The following is a 25,689-nucleotide window of genomic DNA, read 5'->3' on the forward strand; positions in this document are numbered from 1 at the left end:
CACATTGAGGTGTTGCCATGACGCAGCGCACAGAAAATCTGCTGGGCGTGCTAGCCCTGCTGATCACCGACGAAATGAACGCGCAGCCCGCCGTGGAGGCGCTCGCCGGCCCCACCGCTCGCGCCATGCTCAACGCGGTCGGCCAATACCCTGATTCATCCATTGAAGTGCTGCGCGAAGCAGTCGACCTGTCGCATCCGGCCGCCGTGCGCGCCGTGGCGGGACTGGTCGAGGCGGGTCTCGTCGAGAAAAGAACGGGCTCGGACAAACGCGCTGTTGCACTGGCCTTGACCGTGGCCGGCAAACGCGAAGCCAAACGTCTGCAAACGGCGCGCGACAGGATGCTGCAACGCGTTGTCGGACGGCTCGACGGCAGCGAGCGCGAAGTGCTGGAAAGCCTGCTGATCAAGATCTTGTGGCACGAGACGCGCGATCCGGCGCACGCCATGCAGTTGTGCCGCCTCTGCGACGACGGCCCATGCCTGAAAGCCGGCTGTCCGGTCGAATGCCGCGAACAGGGCCTGCCTATGCCAGAGCGGGGCCATTCATGAAAGCCGCCGCACCGGTGCGCTGGCCGGCCATCGCGGCATTGACCGCGGTATCGGCCCTGGCGCAGGTCGGCCAGTTCGGCATCGGCTTCATGGTGTTGCCAGTGTGGCTCGCCCACCGCGGGCTGGATGCGCCGCGCGCCGGTCTCTTTTCCGCCGCGCAATGGACCGGCATGCTGGCCGGCTTGCTGATCGCGCCGTGGCTGGTGGCGCGCATTGGCGCAAAAAGCACGGTGTCGCTGGGCCTGCTGGCCACGCTCGTGGCATTCACGGCCATGGGCGCTTTGTCGTGGCCGCTTTGGCTAATTCCCGGACTGCTCACGGGACTGGGCATCGGCTTGCGCTGGATCGCCAACGAGACCTGGCTCTACAGTCTGGTCCCCGCTCAATCGAGCGGCCGCGTGGTGGGCGTGCATGAAGCGCTGATCGCCACGGCGGGCGTTATCGGCCCCGCGCTTGCGGTGTGGTGCGATGTCGATGGGCGCATGACGTTCGCGGCCGGTGCCGCCTTCACGTTCGCCGCGGCGCTGCCGCTGTGGTTGACCGCATCGGATGAGAAGCGGCCCGCTCTGAACACCGCGCGGCCCGTGCGTAAAACAAGCGATGAACGGCGCTTGCCGATCGGCCCGCTCGTGAGCCTCGGCATGGTGGTCGTCGCGGCGGGCGGTATCGGCGACGGCGCGCTGTACGGCCTCTTCCCCCTATTCGCCGACGCGCACGGCCTCAGCGCCACGCAAACCGCCACGTTACTCACGCTGTTCGGCGTGGGCGGCATGGCGCTGCAATTTCCGGTCGGCTGGCTGGCCGATCGCGCGGGGCTCGCCGCCACGGTAATCGTCTGCGCCGCGCTCAGCACGCTGGCCATCTGCGGATTCGCGTTGAACGCGCCCGCCTCGTGGCTCGCGGGCGCGAGCGCACTGTTGCTCGGCGGCATGAACAGTTCGTTCATCACACTCGGCATGTACGCGGCGGCTTGCAGCGACAAGGCCGCGCTCACGCGCAACATGCGGCTGGTGTCGCTCACCTTTACGGCGAGTTCGATCGTTGGCCCGCTTGCCGCGGGCTTCGCCATGAAAGCGCGTGGCAGCGACATGTTGATGTGGCAACTGGCGCTCATGAGCGGCGCACTGGTGATCTATACGCTCGGATTGCGCGAAGGCCGGCGCCAGCCCGAGCGCACGTCGTCGGTGGGCTGAGCCGGTTCGCGCCGATAGAAACGGAAGCTGAGCGCGCCTAAGCTTCGCGATGCGCAACCTTGCGCTGACGCCACAGGCACAACAGATCGCACGCAATGTGCGCGGCGGCAATCGCCGTGATCTCGCCGTGGTCGTATGCGGGCGCGACTTCCACGACATCCGCGCCGACCAGATTCAACGCGCCCAACGCGCGCACGATCGCCAGCCCCTGCGCCGACGACAAACCACCCGCCACGGGTGTGCCCGTGCCCGGTGCGAAAGCCGGATCGAGACAATCGATATCGAAAGTCAAATAAGCGGGACGCTCACCCACAATCGACGTGATCCGCTCCACCGCTGCCCGCGTGCCATGCTCGTGCACCCAGGCGGCGTCGAGAATATTGATGCCCATAAAATCGTCGTTCCATGTGCGAATGCCGATCTGCACCGAAGTCTTCGGATCGATCAGACCGTCTTTCACCGCTTTGTAGAACATCGAGCCGTGGTTCAGGCTGTCGGGACTGTCATCGGCCCAGGTATCGCAATGGGCGTCGAAATGAATCAGCGAAAGCGGCTTGCCGTACTTTTCCGCGTGCGCGATCAACAAGGGATAGGTGATGTAGTGATCGCCGCCGAGCGTCAGCATCTTCGCGTCCGAGCGCAGAATCGTGCGCGCATGCTCGACGATGGACGCCTTGATGGTGAGCGGATTGTGCGCGTCGAACCAGCAATCGCCATAGTCGGTCACGGCGAGGTCGTCGAACGGATTGAACCCCCACGGGTACGGATGCAACTCCGACAACTGCACACTGGCCGCGCGCACCGCGGCGGGGCCAAGACGCGCGCCCGAACGGAACGTAGTGGCCAGATCGAGCGGCACGCCGGAAACAACCACGTCGACACCGTCGAGTTCACGCGTGTACTTGCGGCGCATGAACGACAGCACGCCCGCATAGGTGTTTTCGATCGACGAGCCATAAAGCGACGCGCGGCGGATCGCGCCGTCGCCATAGACGAGTTCAGTCATGGATGACCTGATACCTGTAGACAGTCCAGCGTTGCGCGTGAAGTTCCTGGGTGGCACGCGCAACGCCGGCATCGGATTCATTGGGAACGCGACGGCGCGCCTCATGCACGCCGCCGCGCTGGCTTCGCGAATCCTTTAGCGCAGCCGCACCAGCGTGGACTTCAGCTCGGTGTATTTTTCCAGCGCGTGCAGCGACTTGTCGCGGCCGTTGCCGGATTGCTTGTAGCCGCCGAACGGGAAGTTCATGTCCCCGCCTTCGTCGTAGCAATTGACCCATACCGTGCCGGCGCGGAGCTTGCGCGACACTTCGTGCGCGGTGGTCAGGTTCGAGGTCCAGACAGCGGCGGCGAGACCGTACTCGCTGTCGTTAGCGATCCTGATCGCCTCTTCAACGGTATCGAACGTGATCACCGACAGCACCGGCCCGAAGATCTCCTCGCGCGCAACCTTCGCACCTGAAGCCGGAATCTCGAAGATGGTCGGCTCGATATAGAAACCGCCCGTTTCTTCTTTCACGCGCGCGCCGCCCAGCAGCAGCTTTGCTTCTGAACGCCCAGCCTCGATATAGCCGAGCACACGTTCGAGCTGCACCTTGTCGACGATCGCGCCCATCGACGTGTTCGGGTCGAGCGGGTTGCCCGGCGTATAGCTGCGCGCCGCGGCGATCAACTTGTCGAGAAACGCATCTTTGATGTCGCGGTGAACGAGCAGGCGCGAACCCGCCGTGCACATTTCACCCATGTTGTAGAAGATCGCACCGGCCGCCGCGTTCGCCGCGCGGTCCATATCGGGGCAATCCGGCATCACGATGTTCGGCGACTTGCCGCCGAGTTCGAGCCACACGCGTTTCAGGTTCGACTGGCCGGCGTACTGCATGATCAGCTTGCCGACGTTGGTCGAGCCGGTAAACGCGAGGCAGTCCACGTCCTGATGCAGCGCCAGCAGCTTGCCTGGCTCGCCCGCGCCCGGCACGACGTTGAACACGCCGGCGGGAATGCCGGCCTCCAGTGCGAGCTGCGCGAGGCGGATCGCGGTGAGCGGCGACTTCTCCGAAGGCTTGAGCACGACGCTATTGCCCGCGGCCAGAGCCGGGCCGAATTTCCACGACGCCATCAGGATCGGGAAATTCCACGGCACCACTGCCGCCACCACGCCGATCGGCTCGCGCGTGACGAGTCCAACCAGATGATGATCGGCCGGCGCGACTTCGCCGCCGACCTTGTCGATGGCTTCGGCAAACCACTCGACGCAATATGCCGCGCCCGGCACGTCCACGCTGGTGGTGTCGGCGATCGGCTTGCCGGCGTCGAGCGTTTCGAGCAGCGCGAGCTCGTCCATGTGCTCGCGGATCGACGCGGCCCAGCGCAACAGAACCGCTTTGCGCTGACGCGGGTTGAGGCCCGACCACACACCGGAATCGAAGGCACGGCGCGCGGCTGCAACGGCGGCGTCGACGTCTGCCGCGCCACTGTCGGCGACTTTGGCGAGCAGCTTGCCGTCGATCGGGCTCAGGCAATCGAACGTGCGACCGCCGTCGGCGTCACGGTATTCGCCGTCGATAAACGCCCGGCCCTCAATAGCCAGCGTAGCGGCTTTGTCTTGCCAGAAAGCGAGAGATTTCTTGTCCATCAGGATGCCTCAATGTTATGCGCTCGACGCAAAGCTGCATCGACTTCATGCGGCACTGAACTGCGGCGCTGAGTTGTGTCGAGGCGCGTTGGCGCGGAGTCTTCAGAAGGTGGGCGGCGAATTGGCCGACACGATCTCGCAGAGATGCTCCGCGCTGGGATTGCGAAAACGGTGCGGAAGGCGGCTTTCGAAGTAGTAGCTGTCACCGGGGTCGAGCAGCCATGTGATGCCGTCCACCGTCAGTTCGATCTGACCGCTGACCACCACCCCGCCCTCGTGCCCCTCATGCTCCAGCATTTCCGGACCGGTGTCCGACAGCGGCTGGTAGACCTCGCGCAAAATCCCCATGTTGCGGTCTTTCACGCTCGACCCCGCAAGATAGAACTCGATCGACTCATTGCCGAGGTTCGGCATATCCGCCCGGCGCGACACGACCGAACGCTCCACCTCGACTTCGAAGGTGAAGAATTCGGCGAGGCTCATGGGAATGCATTCGAGCAGTTTCTTCAACGAGCCGACCGACGGGCTCACGCGATTCTGTTCGATCAGCGAGATGGTGCCGTTCGTCACTCCCGCCCGTTTCGCCAGTTCACGCTGTGACAAGCCGTGCTTCTTGCGGATGTATTGCAGACGGGTGGCTACTTCTATGGACATCGCTAGGTTCTCTGACATGGAAGACGATCGGGCACTGAGTGACGACATGACTCGGGCAACGAAGTGGCCCTGCGAGTGTTGAATATTCTAATCACTTTAATCGTTGCGCCGCTGGGGAAAACCCTGAAAGGATTCCGAAATGTGTTTCTCGCAACGAACGTTCCCACACGGCGGGATTCTAGCCGGACCCTCGGGAAAGCCCTGATAAATGTTTTATCAAAAAGCATTTGACGGCTTTATTGGCTCGTATATGCTGATTCACAGGCGATCGTCATACCGGCGTCCGGAAGCACCAAAGTGTGTTTTTGCGGCGCAGCGAACCCGGTTCGCATCGGTTCGAGGCGATCATCCCAGCGTCCTGTTTCTTTAAACGCCCCGTGCGGATTTCGAGCAGGCCGTTCAATACTTTCAACGTCGCTAGTCGAGTGTAATCGTGAGAGTCCGAGGCCCTTTGGTGAGATGGAATCGTAGTCAGGCGAGTTGTCCTCGCGCTGACGGCGCCATCGCCGACGGCAGCAACGGCAGCCTTGCGTTCCGCCGCTTTCTGTCCGTCTTCACGATCCTGTCCCGCCGTTCAGTTCGACGTCACAACTCCATCTCCGCGCGCGCCTTCATTGCCGTTCGCACGGACGAAGTCGCCTCGCTGCTGCCGTAGCGCCTCTCTCCTTTTCGCTGTTCGATTCATCCGTTTGCGTGAGCGCGCTCCGTCGAGCCGTGCGTTCCTGCATGTGCGGTGCCGTCTGCCGCCCGCGCGGTTCATGCTCAACGGCTCAGTTGCGCACCGCAGCGGATCGAATCGAACAGCCCATCTGATAACCACGCGCGGCGCGTTTCCATTGACGACGACCGCCTGCACCATCCGGTGGCCTCGCGCTCGGCGCACGGCTGCGGAATCGTGCCGCGCAGTGTTTAACGTTGTTCATGCCGCGTCCCGCGGGGAACACACACGTCTATTCGTTATGCGAAACAAACCCCTCGTCGGCATCAGCGCCGACAGAACGATGATGGGAGTCCACCCGTCGCACGTGGTCGGCGAGAAATATATCGCCGCGATCGTGGACGGTTCACAGGCGCTGGCCATGCTGCTACCGGCGCTCGGCGAGCGTCAGTCCGCCGCGGACGTGCTGGCGACCGTCGACGGTCTGCTGTTTACCGGCAGCTATTCGAATGTCGAACCGCACCGCTACGGCGGCCGGCCCAGCACGCCGGGCACGCTGCACGACGCAGCACGCGATGCGACGACGTTGCCGCTCATGCGTGCGGCGATCGAAGCTGGTGTGCCGGTACTGGCCGTATGCCGGGGCTTCCAGGAAATGAACGTGGTTTTTGGCGGGACGTTGCATCAAAGCGTTCACGCGGTGGACGGCCTGAACGACCATCGCGAGAACAAGGAAGACGACCTCGACGTGCAATACGCACCGTCGCATTCGATCACGCTGACGCAGGGCGGCTTGTTGCAGCGTCTCGCGGGCGGCACGAATGAAGCGCGTGTGAATTCATTGCACGGTCAGGGCGTCGAGCGGCTGGGCGTGGGCCTCATGGCCGAAGCCACCGCGCCGGACGGCCTGATTGAAGCGGTAAGCGTGAAAGATGCGCGTGCCTTCGCGCTGGGTGTGCAGTGGCACCCGGAGTGGAAGCATGCCACCGACGCGCTTTCCACCGCGATCTTTCGGGCGTTCGGCGACGCCTGCCGCGATCGAATGCGCACCAAGGCCGGCTATGGCGCGGCATCCGCCGCTGCCACGCACGCCTGAGCCGGTCGCGCACCAAAACAGAGAGAATAATCATGCATGACATCGACGAATTTCTGAAGAAGAACCGTGTCACCGAAATCGAAGCGATCATTCCGGATATGGCCGGGATCGCGCGCGGCAAGATCATTCCGCGCAGCAAGTTCGAGTCCGGCGAGTCCATGCGCTTGCCGCAGGCGGTGATGATCCAGACCGTCACAGGGGACTATCCGGAAGACGGCACGCTTACCGGCGTCACCGATCCGGACATGGTTTGCGTGCCCGACCCCAGCACCATCCGCATGATTCCGTGGGCCGTCGATCCGACTGCCCAGGTGATTCACGATTGCGTTCACTTCGACGGCACGCCGGTCGCGATCTCGCCGCGCCGCGTACTGCGCCGCGTGCTCGAACTCTACAAAGCCAAAGGCTGGAAGCCGGTCATCGCGCCCGAGCTGGAGTTCTACCTGGTCGACATGAACAAGGATCCGGACCTGCCGCTGCAACCGCCTATCGGCCGTACCGGGCGCCCGGAAACCGGCCGTCAGGCGTATTCGATCGAAGCGGTCAACGAATTCGATCCGCTTTTCGAAGACATCTACGAGTACTGCGAGGTGCAGGAACTGGAAGTCGACACGCTGATTCACGAAGTCGGCGCCGCGCAGATGGAAATCAACTTCATGCACGGCGATCCGCTCAAGCTCGCCGACAGCGTATTCCTGTTCAAGCGCACGGTGCGAGAAGCCGCACTGCGCCACAAGATGTACGCGACGTTCATGGCCAAGCCGATGGAAGGCGAACCGGGCTCGGCAATGCACATGCATCAAAGTCTCGTCGACGAAGAGACCGGCCACAATCTCTTCACCGGTGCGGACGGCAAGCCGACCTCGCTGTTCACGAGCTATATCGCCGGTTTGCAGAAGTACACGCCCGCGTTGATGCCGATTTTCGCGCCGTATATCAACTCGTATCGTCGTCTGTCGCGCTTCATGGCGGCGCCGATCAACGTGGCATGGGGCTACGACAATCGCACAGTGGGTTTCCGGATTCCGCATTCGGGGCCGGCCGCGCGCCGCATCGAAAACCGCATTCCGGGCGTGGACTGCAACCCCTATCTCGCGATTGCAGCGACGCTCGCGGCCGGCTATCTCGGCATGACGCAGAACCTCGAAGCCACCGAGCCGCTGCTCAGCGACGGTTATGAATTGCCGTACCAGCTGCCGCGCAATCTCGAAGAGGGTCTGACTTTGATGGGCGCCTGCGAACCGATCGCCGAAGTACTCGGCGAAAAATTCGTCAAAGCGTACCTCGCCCTGAAAGAAACCGAATACGAAGCGTTCTTCCGCGTGATCAGTTCGTGGGAACGCCGGCATTTGCTGCTGCACGTTTAAGGCAAACGCAAAAAATTGGAGGCAGTATGAGCTACAGAACAGAAGAAGTCGCTTACGTGCAACCGGCGCACCCTGCCGCGAACGCACAAGCCGCGCAACAGCAACGCACCACCGCAGAATATCGCGCGCTCGACGCCGCGCACCACATTCACCCGTTTTCGGATATGGGTGCGCTCAATCGCACCGGCAGCCGCGTGATCGTCAAAGCGCAAGGCGTGTACTTGTGGGACTCGGACGGCAACAAGGTGATCGACGGCATGGCCGGGCTGTGGTGCGTGAACGTCGGTTATGGCCGCAAGGAACTGGCTGACGCCGCGTACAAGCAGATGCTGGAGTTGCCCTTCTACAACACCTTCTTCAAGACGACGCACCCGCCGGTGATCGAACTGTCGGCCCTGCTCGCGGAGCTCGCGCCGGAACCGTTCAATCACTTCTTCTACTGCAACAGCGGTTCGGAAGGCAACGACACGGTGCTGCGTATCGTCCACCACTACTGGGCGACGCAAGGCAAGCATTCGAAGAAATTCGTCATCTCGCGCAAGAACGGTTATCACGGGTCGACGATCGCGGGCGGCACGCTCGGCGGCATGGGCTATATGCACGAACAGATGCCCTCGAAAGTCGAGAACATCGTGCATATCGACCAGCCGTACTTCTTCGGCGAAGCAGAAGGCAACCTGACGACGGAAGAATTCGCACTGGCTCGCGCGCAGCAACTGGAAGCGAAGATTCTCGAAATCGGCGCGGACAATGTAGCCGCTTTCATTGGTGAGCCTTTCCAGGGAGCGGGCGGCGTGATCTTCCCGGCATCGACGTATTGGCCGGAAATCCAGCGCATCTGCCGCAAGTACGACATTCTGCTCGTCGCCGATGAAGTGATCGGCGGTTTCGGCCGCACCGGCGAGTGGTTCGCACATCAGCACTTCGGCTTCGAGCCGGATCTGATCACGATGGCAAAGGGCTTAACGAGCGGCTACGTGCCGATGGGCGCGGTCGGCCTGCATGACCGCGTTGCGAAGGCGATCATCGAAAACGGCGACTTCAACCATGGTCTCACGTACTCGGGTCATCCGGTCGCCGCCGCCGTCGCGGTCGCGAACCTCAAGCTGCTGCGCGACGAGAAGATCGTCGAGCGCGTCAAGACCGACACCGGCCCGTACTTTCAGCAGAAGCTGCGCGACACGTTCGCCAACCATCCGATCATCGGCGAAATTTCCGGTGCGGGTCTCGTGGCCGGCCTGCAACTCGCAGAAGACCCGAAAGCACGCAAGCGTTTCGCCAATGGCGGTGATGTCGGCACGATCTGCCGCGACTTCTGCTTCAACGGCAATCTGATCATGCGCGCCACCGGCGACCGCATGCTGCTGTCGCCACCGCTGGTCATCAACAAGCTCGAAATCGACGAAATCGTCTCGAAGGCCAAAAAAGCCATCGACGCAACGGCACAACAACTCGGCATTTCGTAACGGCAGTCCGTTCCGGCATGGGCACACCCACACATCACGCTCATGCCGGTTCTTCACATCAAGGGAAAAAACCATGAGCGTTAGTCATCTTCGTCATGCGGTCGCGGGGGCCGCGCTTCTCGCCTTCACCGGTTTTGCGGCGCTGTCGGTGACGCCGGCCCTTGCGGCCGACACGGAACTGAATGTGTATAACTGGTCGGACTACATCGCGAAGGACACGATTCCGAACTTCGAGAAGCAGGACGGCATCAAGGTCAAATACGACAACTACGATAGCGACGACACCCTGCAGGCCAAGCTGCTCGCGGGCAGTTCCGGCTACGACATCGTGGTGCCGACGTCGAACTACATGGCCAAGCAGATTCAGGCCGGCGTGTACCAGAAGCTCGACAAGTCGAAGTTGCCGAACCTCGCCAATCTCGACCCCGTGCTGATGAAGATGATTGCCGACGCGGACCCGGGCAACCAGTACGGCGTGCCTTGGGCATACGGTACGGACGGCATCGGTTACAACGTGCAGGCCGTGCAGAAAGCGCTCGGCGCCAATGCGCCGGTGGATAGCTGGGCCCTCGTGTTCGATCCGGCCAATATTTCCAAGCTGAAAGGCTGCGGTGTGTCGATTCTCGACCAGGCCGTCGATGTCTTCGCCGCCACGCTGCAATACATGCACAAGGATCCGAACAGCACGAATCCCGCCGACTATCAGGCCGCATTCGAAGTGCTGAAGAAGATTCGCCCGTATATCACCCAATTCAACTCGTCGGGCTACATCAACGACCTCGCCAACAACGACGTGTGCGTGGTGCTGGGCTGGTCTGGCGACGTCGGCATCGCCAGCCGCCGTACCGAAGAAGCCAAGCGTTCGTACCAGATCAAGTTCTCGAACGTGAAGGAAGGCGGTCTGCTGTGGTTCGACGTGATGGTGATCCCGAAAGACGCGCCGCATCCTGAAGCCGCGTTGAAATGGATCAACTACATCTCGGACCCGAAGGTCAACGCCGCGATCACGAATGAAGTGTTCTACCCGACCGCGAACAAGGCCGCGCGCCAGTTCGTGACGCCGGCTGTCGCACAGGACAAGACCGTTTATCCGGGCGATGAAGTGTTGAGCAAGATGACGCTGATGAAGCCGATGCCGACCGACATTCTGCGCCTTGAAAACCGTCTTTGGGCACAGCTCAAAACCGGCCACTAATCAGGCGACGATATCAAGCATAGATCCCGCGCTCAGGGATCGCTCGAACCCTGAGCGTATGAATAGCAGTAACCGTAGTCAGCCTGCGCGCTTTTAGTGTCCCACCTGCGCGCAGTCCCATGTTTTCCGATCGCAGCGCACGTTGCGAGACGCTTCCCGCGCCTCGTATGGAGACACTTGCGCCCGCGATCCGCAAGGAATGGTTACATCATGAACTCGACGACCTTAAATAGCGCCGCCGGCGCCACCCAGATGGCCCGCCCCGCAGCGACGGCAAAATCGAAATCGGACGAATTCGTTCGCATCGAAAATGTCGTGAAGAAATTCGGCGACAGCACCGCTGTCGACAATGTCAACCTGAGCATCGCCAAGAACGAGTTGTTCGCGCTGCTCGGCAGCTCCGGCTGCGGCAAGTCCACGCTCCTGCGCATGCTCGCGGGGCTCGAGACGGTCACGTCCGGGCGCATTTTCGTCGACGGCGAAGATCTCGCCGCGATGCCGCCGTACAAGCGGCCGGTCAACATGATGTTCCAGTCGTACGCCCTCTTCCCGCACATGAGCGTCGAGGCGAACATCGCCTTCGGTCTGAAGCAGGAAGGCACGCCGAAAAACGAAATCAGGGAACGCGTGGCCGATGCGCTCAATCTCGTGCAGATGAGCAAGTACGCGCAACGCAAGCCGCATCAACTGTCAGGCGGCCAGCAGCAGCGTGTGGCGCTCGCCCGTTCGCTCGTGAAGCGCCCCAAGCTGCTGCTGCTCGACGAGCCGATGTCGGCGCTCGATAAAAAGATCCGCCAGAAGACCCAGCTCGAACTCGTGAACATTATCGAAAAGGTCGACGTGACCTGCGTGATGGTCACGCACGATCAGGAAGAAGCGATGACCATGGCCGGACGCCTTGCCGTGATGAGCGAAGGCCGCATCGTGCAGATCGGCTCGCCGAGCCAGGTCTACGAGTTTCCGAATAGCCGCTTCTCCGCCGAATTCATCGGCTCGACCAACCTGTTCGAAGGCACCGTGGTCGCGGATGAACCGGACCACATCTTTGTGGAAAGCGAAGACCTCGAATCGCGCATTTATGTGAGCCACGGCATTACCGGGCCGCTCGGCATGCCGGTCGGAATCTCCGTGCGTCCGGAACGCATCAAGGTCTCGCTCGACAAACCGTCCACTCCGCACAACTGGGCGCGCGGCGTGGTCTCGGACGTCGCGTACATGGGCAGCTATTCGCTGTATCACGTGCGTCTGCCGAGCGGCAAGACCGTCGTGTCGAATCTCTCCAGCTCGCATCTGATGGCCGAAGGTGCGCCCTCCTATAACGACGACGTGTTCGTCTACTGGTCGCCGGCTAGCGGCGTGGTGCTGACGCAATGAGCAATCCCACTACCTCTCCCGCGGCGCTCGGCGCGCCGTCCGGCAGCCGTTTGCTCGGCTCGCTGAAAAAACGCCTGTCGACGCTGGTGCCGTCGGGCCGCACGACCGTGATCGGCGTGCCGTTCCTCTGGCTCACGGTGTTCTTCGCGTTGCCGTTCGTGCTGGTGCTGAAGATCAGTTTCGCCGATCTGCGTCTGGGCATTCCGCCTTACACGGATCTCGTGACGGTCAAGGACGGCATGGTGCATTTCGCCATGCAGCTCAGTCACTACGCGTTCCTGCTGCAAGACGATCTGTATGTCGCCACGTATATCAGCTCGCTGAAGATGGCCGCGGTCTCGACCTTCTTCTGCCTGCTGATCGGCTATCCGATTGCGTACTACATCGCCCGCTCTGAACCGACCAAGCGCAACCTGCTGATGATGGGCGTGATGCTGCCTTTCTGGACCTCGTTCCTGATTCGCGTCTACGCATGGATCGGCATTCTGAAAGACGACGGCCTGCTCAATCACACGCTAATGGCGATCGGCATGATTCATTCGCCGTTGCGCCTCTACCACACGGATATTGGCGTCTATATCGGCATGGTCTATTCGTACCTGCCCTTCATGGTGATGCCGCTGTATGCGCACCTTGTGAAGATGGATCTGACGCTGCTCGAAGCGGCCTACGACCTCGGTTGCAAGCCATGGACGGCCTTCACGCGCATCACCTTGCCGCTGTCGAAGAACGGCATTATCGCCGGCAGTCTGCTGGTGTTCATTCCGGCGGTCGGCGAATACGTGATTCCGGAACTGCTCGGCGGCGCCGACACGCTGATGATCGGCCGCGTGATGTGGGATGAATTCTTCAACGATATGGACTGGCCGATGGCATCCGCCGTCACGGTCGCCATGGTTCTACTGCTGCTCGTGCCGATGGCCGTGTTCCAGTACTACCAGGTCAAGGAACTGGAGGGCGCGAAATGATCAAGCCTAATAAGACGCTGTCCAATAGCGTACTGACTTTCGGATTTCTGTTTCTTTACATTCCGATCATCAGCCTGGTGGTGTATTCGTTTAACGAATCGAAGCTCGTCACGGTGTGGTCCGGCTTCTCGCTCAAATGGTACGGCGCGCTGTTGCACGACGGCGAACTGCTGAATGCCGCATGGCTTTCGCTGAAGATCGGTCTGTTGACCGCGTGCGCCTCCGTTGTGATCGGCACATGGGCCGGTTTCGTGCTCGCGCGCTTCGGACGCTTTCGCGGCTTCACGCTGTTCGCCGGCATGATCAACGCGCCGCTCGTGATTCCGGAAGTGATTCAGGGTATCTCGCTGCTGTTGCTGTTCGTCGCGCTCGAACAGATGCTCGGTTGGCCGAAGGGCCGCGGGCTCTTCACGATCTGGATCGGCCACGTCATGCTGTGCGTGTCGTATGTGGCGATCATCGTGCAATCGCGTGTGAAAGAGTTCAACAAGTCGCTCGAAGAAGCCGCGCTCGACCTCGGCGCCACGCCTTTCAAGGTGTTCTTCCTGATTACCCTGCCGCTCATCTCGCAGGCGCTGATGTCGGGCTGGCTGCTGTCGTTCACGCTTTCTTTCGACGACCTCGTGCTCTCCGCGTTCCTGTCTGGTCCCGGCTCGACCACGCTGCCGCTCGTCGTGTTCTCGCGTGTGCGTCTCGGCCTGAATCCGGAAATGAATGCGCTCGCCACGATCTTTATCACCACCGTGACAATCGGCGTGATTGCCGTGAACCGCTGGATGCAGTTGCGCGAGCGCAAACGCAACCGCGACATGCAAATGGCTTTCGCCCTCGCCGAAGCCGCCGATCCCTTGCCCTCCGCTCCACAACAAGCCGCCGTACGGAATTCGCTCGATACGGCACGTGCATAAGCAGTGATTTTGCAGTACGACCAATAAGGAGAATTTGAATGAGAAAGAAACTCATCTGTCTGTTGGTGGCGGGGAGTCTGCCTGGCATTGCCATGGCGGATGCCACCAGCGACCAGATCAAGGCGCTGCAGGCCCAACTGAATGCACTGCAAAAGGAGGTCAAACAGTTGCGCGCTGAAGTCGCTACCAAACCGAAGGCAGCCACGGCGGCGACCGCGGCCCCTGCTCCGGCGGTGGTGGCCGCGCCGGTGGATATCTCGTCGCCGGATTACGGCAAGGCTCAGGCGACGCTCACCAACGACGACGTGACGGCGATGAAGCAACAGATCGCCAACCAGCAGTTGAAGGTCGATTCGCTCGAAGACGCCGCGCAGACCGGGCCGATCGCCGGTCTGTCGGTGACGGGCTATATCGACCCGACCTATATCTATAACCGTGCGCAGAGCAGTTCGGCGTTCCTGTTCGCCAACCACGAAAGCAGCTACAACTACTTCAACAGCACGTTCGGCGATCTATACCTCGACATCAAGAAGACCTTCGGTGTCGGCCCGATGGCGCCGTCGGCGGAAATCACGTTGATGCCGAATCGCGGCAACGGCATTACGCTGCTGCAGAACTCGCACGGCGATATCGGCAACAACATCCTGAATACCGCAGTGGTCAACGTACCGCTGACGGCGAGCACGACACTCGTGGCCGGTTTGATTCCGAGCTTCGGCGGCTATGAAGTGCAGCAGTCGAATCAGATGCTCACACTCACGCACAACCTGCTGTACGACTTCTCGGATCCGGGCAGCTACGTCGGGATCGGCGCGAACTACACGGCCGGCAACTGGGCATGGAAGTTCTTCCTCGGCAACGAGCAGTACCGCACGTATGGCGCGACGACGCAGATCGGCACCAACGCGCTGGGCGATCCGATCACGACCAGCAACAAGATCCCGACTTTCACCGCACGTACCGACTACACATGGTCGAGCGCGCTGGATATCGGCGGGTCCTTCAATATCGGGCGTCAGACCTTGCCTAGCTCGATCGACGATACCGGCGCGGTCCACTACGGCGTAGGCGGCCAGGCGCCGAGTTCGGGCGGCACGTTCTTCTTCACCGAAGCCGACCTGACCTACACGCTCGCCGACGTGCAGTACAACGCCGAGATCGACTACGGTCAGCAGCAGAACGCCGCGTACAACGGCGGCCAGGCACAATGGTATGGCCTCTCGCTGCTCGCACACCGCAAGTTCAATCTGCCGGTGGTGGGCCGCATGGGCGCGACCGTGCGCTATGACCTGCTGGTCGACAGCAAGAACGGCGGCGGCGGCGGTGGCATCGCGTTGAACGGCAACGGCATGGACACGGCGAACGGCTTCGGTATCGGCGCAGACTGTCTCGCCAATTCGCAAGCGAACGGCGGCCTTGGCTTCGAATGCAAGGGCGCGACCCGCCAGGATGTTTCGCTCGACCTGCTGTTCTATCCGACCCAGCAGATCACGGTCAAGGTGGAATACCGCCACGACTGGGCCAACAAACAGGTGTTCCTGAAGAACGACGGTTCGTATGGCAAGTCCAACGACCTGCTCGCGACACAGTTCATCTACTCGTTCTAATCCGACCTGCCGGCGCGTGGCCTTGCTGCAGGAAAGGCCACGCGCACAGGCACTTTGCGCATGCTCTGCCTATGCTCCGATTCTCGAACCAGCCTCACGTCGCCTCGTATTACGCTGCCACTGCCAACGACACCACCCGCCATCCCGCACTCGAAGAAACGATCAACGTCGATGTTTGCGTGATCGGCGCCGGCCTCACCGGCATCTCCACTGCGTTGAATCTCGCCGAGCGCGGCCATTCGGTCGCGGTGCTCGAAGCATCGAAAGTCGGATGGGCGGCGAGCGGCCGCAATGGTGGCCAGTTGATCGGCGGCTTTGCGTGCGATATCGATACGTTCGCGAAGTACATGCCCGCGGACGACGTGAAGCGCGTTTGGGACATGGGGATCGAAACCCTCGACATCGTCAAGGAACGGGTCGCGAAGCATCGAATCGATTGCGATCTGACCATTGGCTATCTGACCGCCGCCAATAAACCGCGCGACACCGATGCGTTGCAGAAATGGCGCGACGAAGCGCAGCGGCGCTTCGGCTACGAACGCTTCAGTTATGTCGACGCCGACGGCGTGGGCAACTATGTTCAGTCGCAACGCTACCTCGGCGGCCTGTTCGACGCGGATAGCGGCCATCTGCATCCTTTGAATTACACGTTGGGTCTGGCGCGCGCGGCACGCGAGGCCGGCGTGCAGATTTACGAAGACAGTTGCGTCACGGCCTTGCGTGAAGAAAACGGCCGACATGTCGCGCAAACCGAGCGCGGCGAAGTGCGGGCGCGCTTCGTCGTGCTTGCCTGCAATACCTATCTCGGCAAGCTCGCGCCGGAGGTGGCCAACAAGATCATGCCGGTCGGCACTTACGTGATCGCCACCGAACCGCTCGACCCCGATCGCGCCGAAGCGCTGATGCCCGCCAAAGCCGCCGTATGCGACAGCCGCTTCGTACTCGACTACTTCCGGCCCGCGCCCGATAACCGCTTGCTGTGGGGCGGCAAGGTGAGCTATTCGACGTTCGCGCCGCGTAACCTCGGCGAAGCGATGCGCCGCGATATGCTCAAAACCTTCCCGCAACTCGACGATGTCAAAATCGACTATGCGTGGGGTGGTTTCGTCGACATCACCATGAATCGCGCGCCGCATTTCGGCCGGCTTTCGCCCACCCTCTATTTCGCGCAGGGCTTCTCGGGGCACGGCGTGAATACTACCGGCCTCGCGGGTAAGCTGATCGCCGAAGCGATCGACGGTCAGGCGTCGCGCTTCGATCTGTTCGGCAAGATTCGTCACCGCGACTTTCCTGGCGGCGCTACACTGCGCACCCCTGCCCTCGTACTCGCCATGGCCTGGTATCGAATGAAGGACCTGCTTTGATGAATGCCCCGACGCCCGGCTTCAACACACTCGACCTGCGCGCCGACGCGCTGATCGCCAACTCCTATTACGAAGCGAGCGCCACCCGCCCGCTGACCGACGACCCCACGCTCGACGGCACGCTCGAAGCCGACGTGTGCGTGATCGGCGCGGGCTTCTCCGGTTTATCGGTAGCGCTGGAGTGTCGCGCCCGTGGCCTGTCGGTGGTCGTGCTCGATGCTCACCGTCCCGGCTGGGGCGCGTCGGGCCGCAACGGCGGGCAGACGCTGGTGGGTTTCGCGAAAGACGAGATCATGGAGCGCCAACTCGGTCTGGAAGGCGTGCGCGCCGCGTGGGCGATGTCGGTGGAAGGCGTGGCGCTCGTGCGCGAGCGCATCGAGCGCTACGGCATCGACTGCGATTTCACGTCCGGCTATCTGACTGTCGCAACCAAACCGAAACGCGTGCCCGATCTGCGTTCGTGGATGGAGTCGGCTTCGCAACGCTGGGGTTATACGAAACTCTCGTGGCTCGATACCGACGAAGTCCGTTCGCGGGTCGCGTCGCGACGCTATCTGGCCGGTGTGTACGATCCGTTCTCCGGTCATCTGCATCCGCTCAAGTACTGTCTCGGTCTCGCCGATGCGGCGCGCCGCGAAGGCGCGCAATTGTTCGCGCATTCGCCGGTCATCGAGGTCGTGCGTGGTGCGCGTCCGGTCGTGCGCACCGCTCGCGGCGAAGTGCGCTGCCGCTTCGTCGCGGCATGCGGCAACGCCACGCTCGGCAATGTGCTGCCTGCGCCGATCGCCGCGCGCATCGCACCGATCGCGTCGTATATCGTCGCCACCGAATCGCTCGGCAAGGAGCGCGCGGATGCATTGATCAAAGGACACGAGGCGATTTGCGACAACAACTTCTTTCTCGACTATTTCCGTTTGTCGGCGGACCATCGCGTGCTGTTCGGCGGACGGGCGAGTTCGACCGGAGCGTCGCCCGTGCAACTCGGTGAAGAGATTCGCCAACGCATGATCGCCGTGTTCCCGCAACTCGCCGATGTCAGAATCGACTATGCGTGGGGCGGTTTTGTCGATGTGACGCGAAATCGCGCGCCCGATTTCGGCTCGATCGATCCGAATTACTTTTACGTGCAGGGGTTTTCCGGGCACGGCGTCGCGTTGACCGGCATTGCCGGGCGCGTGGTGGCCCAGGCAATGGCGGGTGAGACCGCTGCCTTCGATCTGTTCGCGCAGTTGCGCCATGCGCGCTTTCCAGGCGGCCCGGCGTTGCGCGGGCCTGCGCTCGAACTCGGGATGATGTATCACCGGATTCTCGAGCTGTTCTAGTCGTCGTCACTTCTTGAAACGGCACAGCGCAAGCGCCGCTGTGCCGTCTTAGCCGTCTCTGCGGTATTCGCGCTTTCGGTACCCATGGCGCGCCACGTTCGCGGCGCGTGACGCCAGATCCGCCTCTCTCGCTCCCTATGCCCGAACACCCACCCTCCTCCAGGCGTTTACCCGAATTACGCAATTCGTCGACTATTTATCGATAAATTATCGTGTTAGATTTCTTCGCCTGCGAGCCATTGCAACCCGGCGCAACCTGTCAGCGCTTACGTGCAACCGCCCTCGCCAGCACCAGGCAACGCCTCCAGCAGCACACAACAACGACACACCAGCGAAGCAGCAAGGAGAACAGCATGTGGGTTTTAATCGGCGTGCCGATCGTCGTACTCGGCTTCGCATTGCGCTTCAATGCGCTATTGGTCGTGACGATCGCGGGGATCGCCACGGGCGTCGCCGGCGGCTTGCAGCCGGTCGAGATCGTCAGCGCATTCGGTAAGGCATTCGCGGATAACCGCTATATGGGTCTGATCTGGCTGACGCTGCCGGTCATCGCACTATTGGAGCGCAACGGTCTGAAAGAGCAGGCCAAACACCTGATTTCACGTCTGCACGCCGCCACCACCGGCCGCGTGCTGATGCTGTACTTCGTGATCCGCCAGATCACCGCCGCACTCGGTCTGACGTCCCTGGGTGGGCACGCGCAGATGGTGCGTCCGCTCATCGCGCCGATGGCCGAGGCCGCCGCCGCGAACCGCTACGGCGACTTACCTGATGCGGTACGCCAGCAAATCCGCGCGAATGCATCGGCGGTGGACAACATCGCCGTGTTTTTCGGCGAAGACATTTTCATTGCGATCCAGTCCATCCTGCTGATCAAGGGCTTCCTCGAACAGAACGGCATCTCGGTCGAACCGCTGCAAGTGTCAGTTTGGGCGATTCCCACGGCCGTGGCGGCACTCGTGATTCATGTCGTGCGCCTGATCCTGCTGGACAGTAATCTCTCGCATAAGATGACCGCGTACGGCCGAGGTATCGCGCGATGATGATCAAACTCGAATCGCTCTACGTGCTGGCCGGTTTGATGTTCGCCGCGTTCGCCCTCTTCAATCTGCAAGACCGTTCGAATCCACGCCGCATTGCCAATTTTCTGTTCTGGGGAATCTACGCGCTCACGTTCATGTTCGGCGGAGAACTGCCGCACTTCGTAACAGGCTGCCTCGCCATCGCACTCGCCGTGATCGCCGGCTCCGGCAAGCTCGGCAAAGGCAAGACGGACAACAGTACCGAAGCCGCCGCCGCGCGCCGCGAAGCGAATGCGCAACGCTTCGGCAACAAGCTGTTCATTCCGGCGCTGCTGATTCCGTTCATCACGTTGCTCGGCACCTTGACGCTGAAACACGCGCCGTTCGTCGAAGCGAAGAACGTCACGTTGATTTCGCTCGTATTGGGCACGCTGGTTGCGTTCGGCGCGGCGCTCTTCATGTTGCGCGACTCGCCGGTGCACGCTTTGAAAGACGCGCGGCACACCATGGATACCGTCGGCTGGGCCGCCATTCTGCCGCAGATGCTGGCGGCCCTCGGCGCGCTGTTCGCCGTCGCGGGCGTGGGCCACGTGGTGTCGGATCTGGTGAAAACGTGGATTCCGCTCGACTCCGCCTTCGCGGTGGTGGCGGCTTACACGTTCGGCATGGCGATTTTCACGATGATCATGGGCAACGCATTCGCCGCGTTTCCCGTCATGACGGCAGGTATCGGCTTGCCACTGATCGTGCATCAATTCCACGGCAACCCCGCCATTCTGGGTGCGATCGGCATGCTGTGCGGCTTTTGCGGCACTTTGATGACCCCAATGGCGGCCAACTTCAATATCGTGCCGGCAGCGCTGCTGGAGCTGAAAGATCAGAACGGCGTGATCAAGGCGCAGTGGCCGACCGCTTTGCTATTGTTGATCGTCAACACCATACTGTTATATCTGTTCGTATTCCGCTTTTGAGGAGGCGCCAATGACTACCCAACTCACTCGCGAATTCGCATCGAAATTCGCCAATCTCGCACTCGCCCACCTCACGCGCGAATACCCGAACAAGCTGACGCACTCCCTCGCCGGACCGCAGGACGTGCAAGGTCCGCGCGCGCTGCATCCGATTTTTTACGGCAGCTACGACTGGCATTCGTGCGTGCACGGCTACTGGTTGATTCTGCATCTGCTTGAACGCTTTCCCGATCTGCCGGAAGCGGCGCACATTGTCGCGGTGGTCGACAAGCATTTCACCGCGGAGAACGTGGCCGGTGAAATTGCCTATCTCGATCTGCCGCACAACCGTGGTTTCGAGCGGCCTTATGGTTGGGCATGGTTGCTCGCGCTCAGCGGGCAACTCGAATCGCTAAAGCTCTCGGAGGCCGCGCGCTGGTCGAAAACTTTTGCGCCGCTTACCAGGGTGTTTGTCGAACGCTTCGAGGAGTTTTTGCCGAAAGCGACCTATCCGCTGCGCGTGGGCACGCACTTCAACATGGCCTTCGCATTGGCGTTGACGCTGGATTTCGCGCGGCAAACGTCGCGTGAATCGCTGGAAGCACTGGTCGTGAATACCGCGGAACGCTGGTTTGTCGACGACGTAGCATGTCAGGCATGGGAGCCCGCTGGCGACGAATTCCTCTCGCCTTCGCTCATGGAAGCGGAGCTCATGCGCCGCGTGTTGCCGCCCGCGCAATTCGTCGACTGGTTCGGCCGCTTTCTGCCGAACCTCGGCGTGAAAAAGCCCGCCACACTGTTCGAGCCCGTCACCGTGACGGATCGCAGCGACGGCAAGATCGCTCACCTCGACGGACTGAATCTGAGCCGCGCATGGTGCCAACGCTCGCTGGCGCGCGCACTGCCCACAGGCGATATTCGCCGTACGGTCCTGTTCGATGCCGCCGAGCGCCACCTGCAAAGCGCATTACCGCACGTGGCCGGCGACTATATGGGCGAGCATTGGCTCGGCACGTTCGCGACGCTCGCGTTGGGGGCTTGAATTAAGGCCTGATTCAAGGCCTCGAATCCAATTGCCACTAGCGGCCTCGTCCGCTGAAAAAACGAAAGCGGCGCTGCATGCGCGAAACGGTTTCTCTCATCAACCGTTTCGCGCTGCGAGCGCCGCTTTTTCATGATCGAGTACACGCGAGCCGCTTCTTGCGGCTCAGCCGGCGAACACGCCGGCTTTCTGCATTACTGGCCCGTCAGCTTTTTCGGCTTCGGCGGCGCTTGAACCTTGTTGTACTGGAACGCGGGAGTTGCCTTCAACGCGTCTTTGGTGGCACCGGCCAGATAGAAATTGCCCTGACGGATATCGAGCGCCGCGATGGGCACCGCAACGTCGTGCGACGCCACGCCGAGGAACCCGCCGGCGGAGACGATCGCAGCGGACAGCGAGCCATCTGGCGCCACCACCAGATCACGAACCGTACCGATCTTCTCGTTCTGGTCGTTGTACACCGTTTTTCCGAGAATGCTCTTCTTCACACTCCAGCCGCTCAGCAGCGCATTCGACTGCTCGACGGTGATGCTCAGCGGCTGCGTGCCGGCGACTTGCGCGTGCGCACTCAGACTGGTTGCAGCTACTGCGACCACAACAACAAGTTTACCCAAAGTCATATCGTTCACTCCGTATTTAAAGACTTGACTGGCACATGCGCTGTGCCAGAAGGAATCGCTGCAGCACGATCATACAGATTGCGCCGCGCGGCTGCATCCAGCGTGGCGGAAGGCCACACACGGCCAACATCAGGCGGCAGGTCGAGCCTATTCGGCAACGCTCGGGAATGACGCAACGGCTCGAAGCGCATGGCGGTAAAATCGTGCAAGGCGATCACGCCTGCTTTAGAGGTGGAAGTTTGACTGAGCTTGAACAGGGTTTCATTTTGACCCGACATTGGCGGGATACGCCCGCCGGCACGGAAGTCGAATTCTGGCTGGCAACGGACAGCGGGCCCCGTCACATCCGTTTGCGTCCTCAACCTTCGGTTGCGTTCATTCCCGTTGAGCACCGCGAGCGAGCAGAAACGATCCTGCGCCGCGAGGCGCCACTCGATCTGCGTCCGCTCGATCTCCGCGACTTTCAGCATCGGCCGGTCATGGGACTTTACTGTCCGCAGTATCGGCAACTGACGGGGTTCGAGAAACGCCTGAAGCAAGGCGGCGTCGACGTCTACGAAGCCGACATATTCCCGCCGGAGCGCTACATGATGGAGCGCTTCATCACCGCGCCGGTGTGGTTTGGCGGCGAGGCGCGGAGCAGCGACCATCACGGCCCGCTTCTGAACAGCGAACTCAAGCCGGCCACCGGTTATCGCCCGCCCCTGAAACTGGTTTCGCTCGACATCGAAACCAGCGCCCACGCCGAGTTGTATTCGATCGCGCTGGAAGGTTGCGGACAGCGCCAGGTGTATATGCTGGGGCCGTCCAATGGCGACGCGAGCACGCTCGACTTCGACCTCGAATACTGCGAAACCCGCGCACAGTTGCTGGAAAAACTGAATGCATGGCTGGAACGGCATGATCCCGATGCGATCATCGGATGGAATCTGGTGCAGTTCGACCTGCGTGTGCTGCAGCAGCACGCCGAACAATATCGCATACCGCTGCGGCTCGGCCGCGGTGGTGCAGTCATGGAATGGCGCGAGCACGGACTCAAACAGAACCACTTCTTCGCCGGCGCCGCGGGGCGGCTGATTATCGACGGCATCGAGGCGCTGCGCTCCGCGACGTGGAGTTTCCCTTCGTTCAGTCTCGAACATGTCGCGCGTTCCGTGCTCGGCGAAGGCAAGTCGATCGACAATCCGTATCAGCGCATGGATGAAATCCAGCGCCGCTTCGACGAGGACAAACCCGCGCTCGCTCAGTACAACCTCAAGGACTGCGAGCTCGTCACACGCATCTTCGCGAAGACGGACTTGCTGCCGTTCCTGCTGGAGCGCGCGAGCGTCACCGGTCTGCCGGCGGATCGCAGCGGCGGATCGGTGGCGGCGTTCACGCATCTGTACATGCCGCGCATGCATCGGCAAGGCTATGTCGCGCCCAATCTCGGCGACGTGGCCGGAGCCGCGAGCCCCGGTGGCTTCGTGATGGATTCGCGCCCCGGCCTTTACGACTCCGTGCTGGTGCTGGACTATAAGAGCCTGTATCCGTCGATTATCCGCACGTTTCTGATCGACCCGGTCGGTCTGGTGGAAGGCATGCTGAATCCCGCCGACGATCAATCCGTGCCCGGCTTTCTCGGCGCGCGCTTCTCACGCACGCGCCATTGCTTGCCGTCGATCGTTGGGCAGGTCTGGCAAGGCCGGGAAACCGCCAAACGCGAGAACAACAAGCCGCTTTCGCAGGCATTGAAGATCATCATGAACGCCTTTTACGGCGTACTGGGATCGACCGGCTGCCGCTTCTTCGATCCGCGTCTCGCCTCGTCGATCACCATGCGCGGCCACGAAATCATGCATGCCACGCGCGAACTGATTCAAGGCGAAGGCTACGAGGTCATTTACGGCGACACGGATTCGACCTTCGTCTGGCTCAAGCACGCACACAGCGAGGAAGACGCAAGCCGCATCGGCCGCGCGCTAGTCGAGCATATCAATGCATGGTGGCGGCAGAATCTGCAGCAGCGCTTCGGACTCGACAGTGCGCTCGAATTGCAATTCGAGCGGCATTACCGGCGCTTCTTCATGCCGACCATTCGCGGTGCCGAGGAAGGCAGCAAGAAGCGCTACGCAGGCCTCACGGTGTTGCCGGACGGCAGCGAGGACATCGTCTATAAAGGGCTCGAAACGGTCCGCACGGACTGGACGCCGCTCGCGCAACAGTTTCAGCAGGAACTCTACCGCCGCATCTTCACACAGCAGCCGTATCAGGATTACGTGCGCGACTATGTGCGCGACACGCTCGAAGGCAAGCTCGACGATCAGCTCGTGTATCGCAAGCGCGTGCGCCGGCCGCTCGGCGAATATGAGCGCAATGTGCCGCCGCATGTGCGGGCGGCGCGGGTGGCGGACGAGTTCAATCAGCGGCAAGGGCGTCCGCTGCAATACCAGAACGGCGGCTGGATCAGCTATGTGATGACGGTGGCCGGCCCCGAGCCGTTGGAAACGCTGCGCTCGGCCATCGATTACGAACACTATCTGACGCGGCAATTGCAGCCTGTAGCCGACGCGATCCTGCCGCTGCTGCGTGATGATTTCACCACCTTGATGTCAGGGCAAAGGGCGTTGTTTTAAGGCAGTGCCAGCATCGGGCGAATCGGCGATGATTGCGTCTCAGGCGCTCATTACTGACCCGCCCACGCAGCCGGCCTGCGCGCCCGCGTTCCACTGCCGAGCGCCTCGACCAGATAATCGACGAACGACGCGATCCGTGATGAAATCGCCGTATTCCGGTAATAGACGGCTTGAATCGGCTGCCGCACGTCTTGCGTGTGGCGCGTAAGGACTTGCATGAGCCGCCCGGCTTCACGGTCCTGCGTGGTCATGAAATCCGACAGGCAGACGATCCCGTTGCCTTCGAGCGCGAGTTGTCTCAGCGTCTCGCCGCTCGACGAACTCACCGTGGGCTCGATGTGCCCCGGATAACGAGGTGCCGCTCGAGACGTTCATGACAGCGCTTGCCGACGTGCAAGCAAAAGGCCTGACGCGGCAGATCGGTATCTCGAACTTCAATATCGAACTGACGAAGCAGGCGATCGCCGCGGTCGGCAAGGACGCGATCGCGACCAATCAGATCGAGTTGAGCCCGTATTTGCAGAGCCGCAAGCTGGTCGAATACCTGCGCAGCATGACGCTGCCGAACCGCATCGTGATGCCGCCCATGACGCGCTCGCGCGCCAGCCAACCCGGCGACGAAGCCAACGACCTGATGGCCGCCTATTATGCGCAACGCGCGGGCGCGGGCCTCATCGTCAGCGAAGGCACCTATATTTCGCCACTCGGCAAGGGCTACGCATGGACGCCCGGCATTCACACGCCCGCGCAGGTCGCCGGATGGCGCAAGGTGACCCACGCCGTGCACGCCGCCGTGCAGCCGCATCTTCCCGCAGCTCTGGCACGTTGGACGGCTGAGCCACACGAGCCTGCTCGGCGGCCGGCAGCCCGTGTCGTCGTCGCCGATCCAGGCCGAGGGCGTGAACGTGTTCATTGCCGGCGACGACGGCAGCACACCCAGATTCGTGCAGGCGTCCGCGCCGCGCGCGATTGCCGACGACGAAGCGCTCGCCACCTTCGAAGCAGCGTGGCCAGGCGGACTCGTCACGATCATCGACGCTTTGCCCTCGTCCATTCGCAGCCGGCCTACCGGAAAGATCAGA

At 61.7% G+C, this 25,689-nt stretch carries 22 protein-coding genes and 3 pseudogenes; 20 read left to right on the forward strand and 5 right to left on the reverse strand.

Annotated elements, in window-relative coordinates; genetic code table 11:
- Nucleotides 1-17 precede the first annotated feature (17 nt).
- Both P0D70_RS03390 and P0D70_RS03395 read left to right on the forward strand, forming a co-directional pair.
- Nucleotides 18-551, forward strand: coding sequence for a MarR family winged helix-turn-helix transcriptional regulator (locus tag P0D70_RS03390; RefSeq protein ID WP_091807562.1), 534 nt, complete (start codon nt 18-20; stop codon nt 549-551).
- A complete protein-coding gene (locus tag P0D70_RS03395; RefSeq protein ID WP_408182592.1) occupies nt 548-1,744 on the forward strand; it encodes an MFS transporter in 1,197 nt (398 codons plus the stop codon). Before P0D70_RS03390 ends, P0D70_RS03395 begins: the two co-directional genes overlap by 4 nt.
- 37 nt (nt 1,745-1,781) lie before the next feature.
- On the opposite strand, the gene speB is transcribed toward P0D70_RS03395, so the two are convergent.
- Nucleotides 1,782-2,750 carry an agmatinase gene (gene speB, locus P0D70_RS03400; RefSeq protein WP_408182594.1) on the reverse strand — a complete coding sequence of 323 codons (969 nt, stop codon included), beginning with the start codon at nt 2,748-2,750 and terminating at the stop codon, nt 1,782-1,784.
- On the opposite strand from speB, the gene P0D70_RS03405 reads away from it, so the two are divergent.
- A complete protein-coding gene (locus P0D70_RS03405; RefSeq protein ID WP_408182596.1) occupies nt 2,749-2,889 on the forward strand; it encodes a hypothetical protein in 141 nt (46 codons plus the stop codon). The genes speB and P0D70_RS03405 overlap by 2 nt on opposite strands.
- On the opposite strand, the gene P0D70_RS03410 is transcribed toward P0D70_RS03405, so the two are convergent.
- Both P0D70_RS03410 and P0D70_RS03415 read right to left on the reverse strand, forming a co-directional pair.
- Nucleotides 2,886-4,379, reverse strand: a complete 1,494-nt coding sequence (locus tag P0D70_RS03410; protein ID WP_408182598.1) for an aldehyde dehydrogenase — start codon at nt 4,377-4,379, stop codon at nt 2,886-2,888. The genes P0D70_RS03405 and P0D70_RS03410 overlap by 4 nt on opposite strands.
- A 102-nt stretch (nt 4,380-4,481) precedes the next feature.
- Nucleotides 4,482-5,033, reverse strand: a complete 552-nt coding sequence (locus tag P0D70_RS03415; protein WP_091807554.1) for a cupin domain-containing protein — start codon at nt 5,031-5,033, stop codon at nt 4,482-4,484.
- Nucleotides 5,034-5,466: 433 nt separating this feature from the next.
- Between P0D70_RS03415 and P0D70_RS03420 the strand changes: the two genes are divergently transcribed.
- From P0D70_RS03420 to P0D70_RS03485, 14 genes are all read left to right on the forward strand, one after another.
- Nucleotides 5,467-5,688, forward strand: a complete 222-nt coding sequence (locus tag P0D70_RS03420; protein ID WP_171983793.1) for a hypothetical protein — start codon at nt 5,467-5,469, stop codon at nt 5,686-5,688.
- A 304-nt stretch (nt 5,689-5,992) separates the two neighbouring features.
- Nucleotides 5,993-6,787 carry a gamma-glutamyl-gamma-aminobutyrate hydrolase family protein gene (locus tag P0D70_RS03425; RefSeq protein WP_091807553.1) on the forward strand — a complete coding sequence of 265 codons (795 nt, stop codon included), beginning with the start codon at nt 5,993-5,995 and terminating at the stop codon, nt 6,785-6,787.
- Between the two features lie 32 nt (nt 6,788-6,819).
- A complete protein-coding gene (locus tag P0D70_RS03430; protein ID WP_091807551.1) occupies nt 6,820-8,154 on the forward strand; it encodes a glutamine synthetase family protein in 1,335 nt (444 codons plus the stop codon).
- 26 nt (nt 8,155-8,180) lie between these two features.
- Nucleotides 8,181-9,620, forward strand: a complete 1,440-nt coding sequence (locus P0D70_RS03435; protein WP_408182604.1) for an aspartate aminotransferase family protein — start codon at nt 8,181-8,183, stop codon at nt 9,618-9,620.
- A gap of 73 nt (nt 9,621-9,693) precedes the next feature.
- On the forward strand, nt 9,694-10,815 hold the full coding sequence (locus P0D70_RS03440) for a polyamine ABC transporter substrate-binding protein (protein ID WP_091807545.1): 1,122 nt from the start codon (nt 9,694-9,696) through the stop codon (nt 10,813-10,815).
- 210 nt (nt 10,816-11,025) lie between these two features.
- Nucleotides 11,026-12,189: an ABC transporter ATP-binding protein gene (locus P0D70_RS03445; RefSeq protein WP_091807543.1), complete on the forward strand. Its 1,164-nt coding sequence runs from the start codon at nt 11,026-11,028 to the stop codon at nt 12,187-12,189.
- Entirely contained in the window at nt 12,186-13,157 is a 972-nt protein-coding gene (locus P0D70_RS03450) for an ABC transporter permease subunit (RefSeq protein ID WP_408182607.1), read from the forward strand. Before P0D70_RS03445 ends, P0D70_RS03450 begins: the two co-directional genes overlap by 4 nt.
- The gene (locus tag P0D70_RS03455; RefSeq protein ID WP_408182608.1) at nt 13,154-14,065 is read left to right on the forward strand and encodes an ABC transporter permease subunit; all 912 of its coding nucleotides are present in this window, start codon (nt 13,154-13,156) and stop codon (nt 14,063-14,065) included. Before P0D70_RS03450 ends, P0D70_RS03455 begins: the two co-directional genes overlap by 4 nt.
- Before the next feature lie 38 nt (nt 14,066-14,103).
- Nucleotides 14,104-15,672, forward strand: coding sequence for a DUF3138 family protein (locus P0D70_RS03460; protein WP_091807537.1), 1,569 nt, complete (start codon nt 14,104-14,106; stop codon nt 15,670-15,672).
- 71 nt (nt 15,673-15,743) lie between these two features.
- The gene (locus P0D70_RS03465; protein WP_408182612.1) at nt 15,744-17,036 is read left to right on the forward strand and encodes an NAD(P)/FAD-dependent oxidoreductase; all 1,293 of its coding nucleotides are present in this window, start codon (nt 15,744-15,746) and stop codon (nt 17,034-17,036) included.
- On the forward strand, nt 17,036-18,358 hold the full coding sequence (locus tag P0D70_RS03470) for an NAD(P)/FAD-dependent oxidoreductase (protein WP_408182616.1): 1,323 nt from the start codon (nt 17,036-17,038) through the stop codon (nt 18,356-18,358). The genes P0D70_RS03465 and P0D70_RS03470 overlap by 1 nt, the downstream gene beginning before the upstream one ends.
- Nucleotides 18,359-18,711: 353 nt before the next feature.
- A complete protein-coding gene (locus P0D70_RS03475) occupies nt 18,712-19,401 on the forward strand; it encodes a DUF969 domain-containing protein (RefSeq protein ID WP_408182620.1) in 690 nt (229 codons plus the stop codon).
- Nucleotides 19,401-20,351 (forward strand): DUF979 domain-containing protein, encoded by a 951-nt coding sequence (locus tag P0D70_RS03480; protein ID WP_408182942.1) that lies wholly within the window; start codon nt 19,401-19,403, stop codon nt 20,349-20,351. The genes P0D70_RS03475 and P0D70_RS03480 overlap by 1 nt, the downstream gene beginning before the upstream one ends.
- Nucleotides 20,352-20,361: 10 nt before the next feature.
- On the forward strand, nt 20,362-21,372 hold the full coding sequence (locus tag P0D70_RS03485; RefSeq protein WP_408182624.1) for a DUF2891 domain-containing protein: 1,011 nt from the start codon (nt 20,362-20,364) through the stop codon (nt 21,370-21,372).
- A 194-nt stretch (nt 21,373-21,566) separates the two neighbouring features.
- Here P0D70_RS03485 and P0D70_RS03490 read toward each other — a convergent pair whose 3' ends face one another.
- On the reverse strand, nt 21,567-21,992 hold the full coding sequence (locus P0D70_RS03490) for a PRC-barrel domain-containing protein (RefSeq protein ID WP_091807525.1): 426 nt from the start codon (nt 21,990-21,992) through the stop codon (nt 21,567-21,569).
- 239 nt (nt 21,993-22,231) lie between these two features.
- On the opposite strand from P0D70_RS03490, the gene P0D70_RS03495 reads away from it, so the two are divergent.
- Complete coding sequence (locus tag P0D70_RS03495; RefSeq protein WP_408182627.1) at nt 22,232-24,607, forward strand: DNA polymerase II; 2,376 nt, start codon at nt 22,232-22,234, stop codon at nt 24,605-24,607.
- Between the two features lie 50 nt (nt 24,608-24,657).
- On the opposite strand, the pseudogene P0D70_RS03500 reads toward P0D70_RS03495, so the two are convergent.
- Nucleotides 24,658-24,954: pseudogene (locus P0D70_RS03500) on the reverse strand (LysR substrate-binding domain-containing protein); the annotation flags it as partial.
- 26 nt (nt 24,955-24,980) lie between these two features.
- On the opposite strand from P0D70_RS03500, the pseudogene dkgB reads away from it, so the two are divergent.
- Nucleotides 24,981-25,100 (forward strand): annotated as a pseudogene (gene dkgB / locus P0D70_RS37090) (2,5-didehydrogluconate reductase DkgB); the annotation flags it as partial.
- Between the two features lie 60 nt (nt 25,101-25,160).
- Nucleotides 25,161-25,590 (forward strand): annotated as a pseudogene (locus P0D70_RS03505) (oxidoreductase); the annotation flags it as partial.
- Between the last annotated feature and the right edge of the window lie 99 nt (nt 25,591-25,689).

The organism is Paraburkholderia sp. RL17-381-BIF-C (assembly GCF_046026435.1).
Taxonomy (GTDB): domain Bacteria; phylum Pseudomonadota; class Gammaproteobacteria; order Burkholderiales; family Burkholderiaceae; genus Paraburkholderia.

Excerpts from the sequence above, each read along its gene's own strand:
- P0D70_RS03475 (WP_408182620.1), top strand. The coding sequence starts at position 18,712 with ATGTGGGTTTTAATCGGCGTGCCGATCGTCGTACTCGGCTTCGCATTG.
- P0D70_RS03480 (WP_408182942.1), top strand. The coding sequence starts at position 19,401 with ATGATCAAACTCGAATCGCTCTACGTGCTGGCCGGTTTGATGTTCGCC.
- P0D70_RS03410 (WP_408182598.1), bottom strand. The coding sequence starts at position 4,379 with ATGGACAAGAAATCTCTCGCTTTCTGGCAAGACAAAGCCGCTACGCTG.
- P0D70_RS03470 (WP_408182616.1), top strand. The coding sequence starts at position 17,036 with ATGAATGCCCCGACGCCCGGCTTCAACACACTCGACCTGCGCGCCGAC.
- P0D70_RS03395 (WP_408182592.1), top strand. The coding sequence starts at position 548 with ATGAAAGCCGCCGCACCGGTGCGCTGGCCGGCCATCGCGGCATTGACC.
- P0D70_RS03405 (WP_408182596.1), top strand. The coding sequence starts at position 2,749 with ATGGATGACCTGATACCTGTAGACAGTCCAGCGTTGCGCGTGAAGTTC.
- P0D70_RS03465 (WP_408182612.1), top strand. The coding sequence starts at position 15,744 with ATGCTCCGATTCTCGAACCAGCCTCACGTCGCCTCGTATTACGCTGCC.
- P0D70_RS03450 (WP_408182607.1), top strand. The coding sequence starts at position 12,186 with ATGAGCAATCCCACTACCTCTCCCGCGGCGCTCGGCGCGCCGTCCGGC.
- P0D70_RS03445 (WP_091807543.1), top strand. The coding sequence starts at position 11,026 with ATGAACTCGACGACCTTAAATAGCGCCGCCGGCGCCACCCAGATGGCC.
- P0D70_RS03390 (WP_091807562.1), top strand. The coding sequence starts at position 18 with ATGACGCAGCGCACAGAAAATCTGCTGGGCGTGCTAGCCCTGCTGATC.
- P0D70_RS03430 (WP_091807551.1), top strand. The coding sequence starts at position 6,820 with ATGCATGACATCGACGAATTTCTGAAGAAGAACCGTGTCACCGAAATC.
- speB (WP_408182594.1), bottom strand. The coding sequence starts at position 2,750 with ATGACTGAACTCGTCTATGGCGACGGCGCGATCCGCCGCGCGTCGCTT.
- P0D70_RS03460 (WP_091807537.1), top strand. The coding sequence starts at position 14,104 with ATGAGAAAGAAACTCATCTGTCTGTTGGTGGCGGGGAGTCTGCCTGGC.
- P0D70_RS03455 (WP_408182608.1), top strand. The coding sequence starts at position 13,154 with ATGATCAAGCCTAATAAGACGCTGTCCAATAGCGTACTGACTTTCGGA.
- P0D70_RS03440 (WP_091807545.1), top strand. The coding sequence starts at position 9,694 with ATGAGCGTTAGTCATCTTCGTCATGCGGTCGCGGGGGCCGCGCTTCTC.
- P0D70_RS03485 (WP_408182624.1), top strand. The coding sequence starts at position 20,362 with ATGACTACCCAACTCACTCGCGAATTCGCATCGAAATTCGCCAATCTC.
- P0D70_RS03415 (WP_091807554.1), bottom strand. The coding sequence starts at position 5,033 with ATGTCCATAGAAGTAGCCACCCGTCTGCAATACATCCGCAAGAAGCAC.
- P0D70_RS03425 (WP_091807553.1), top strand. The coding sequence starts at position 5,993 with ATGCGAAACAAACCCCTCGTCGGCATCAGCGCCGACAGAACGATGATG.
- P0D70_RS03435 (WP_408182604.1), top strand. The coding sequence starts at position 8,181 with ATGAGCTACAGAACAGAAGAAGTCGCTTACGTGCAACCGGCGCACCCT.
- P0D70_RS03490 (WP_091807525.1), bottom strand. The coding sequence starts at position 21,992 with ATGACTTTGGGTAAACTTGTTGTTGTGGTCGCAGTAGCTGCAACCAGT.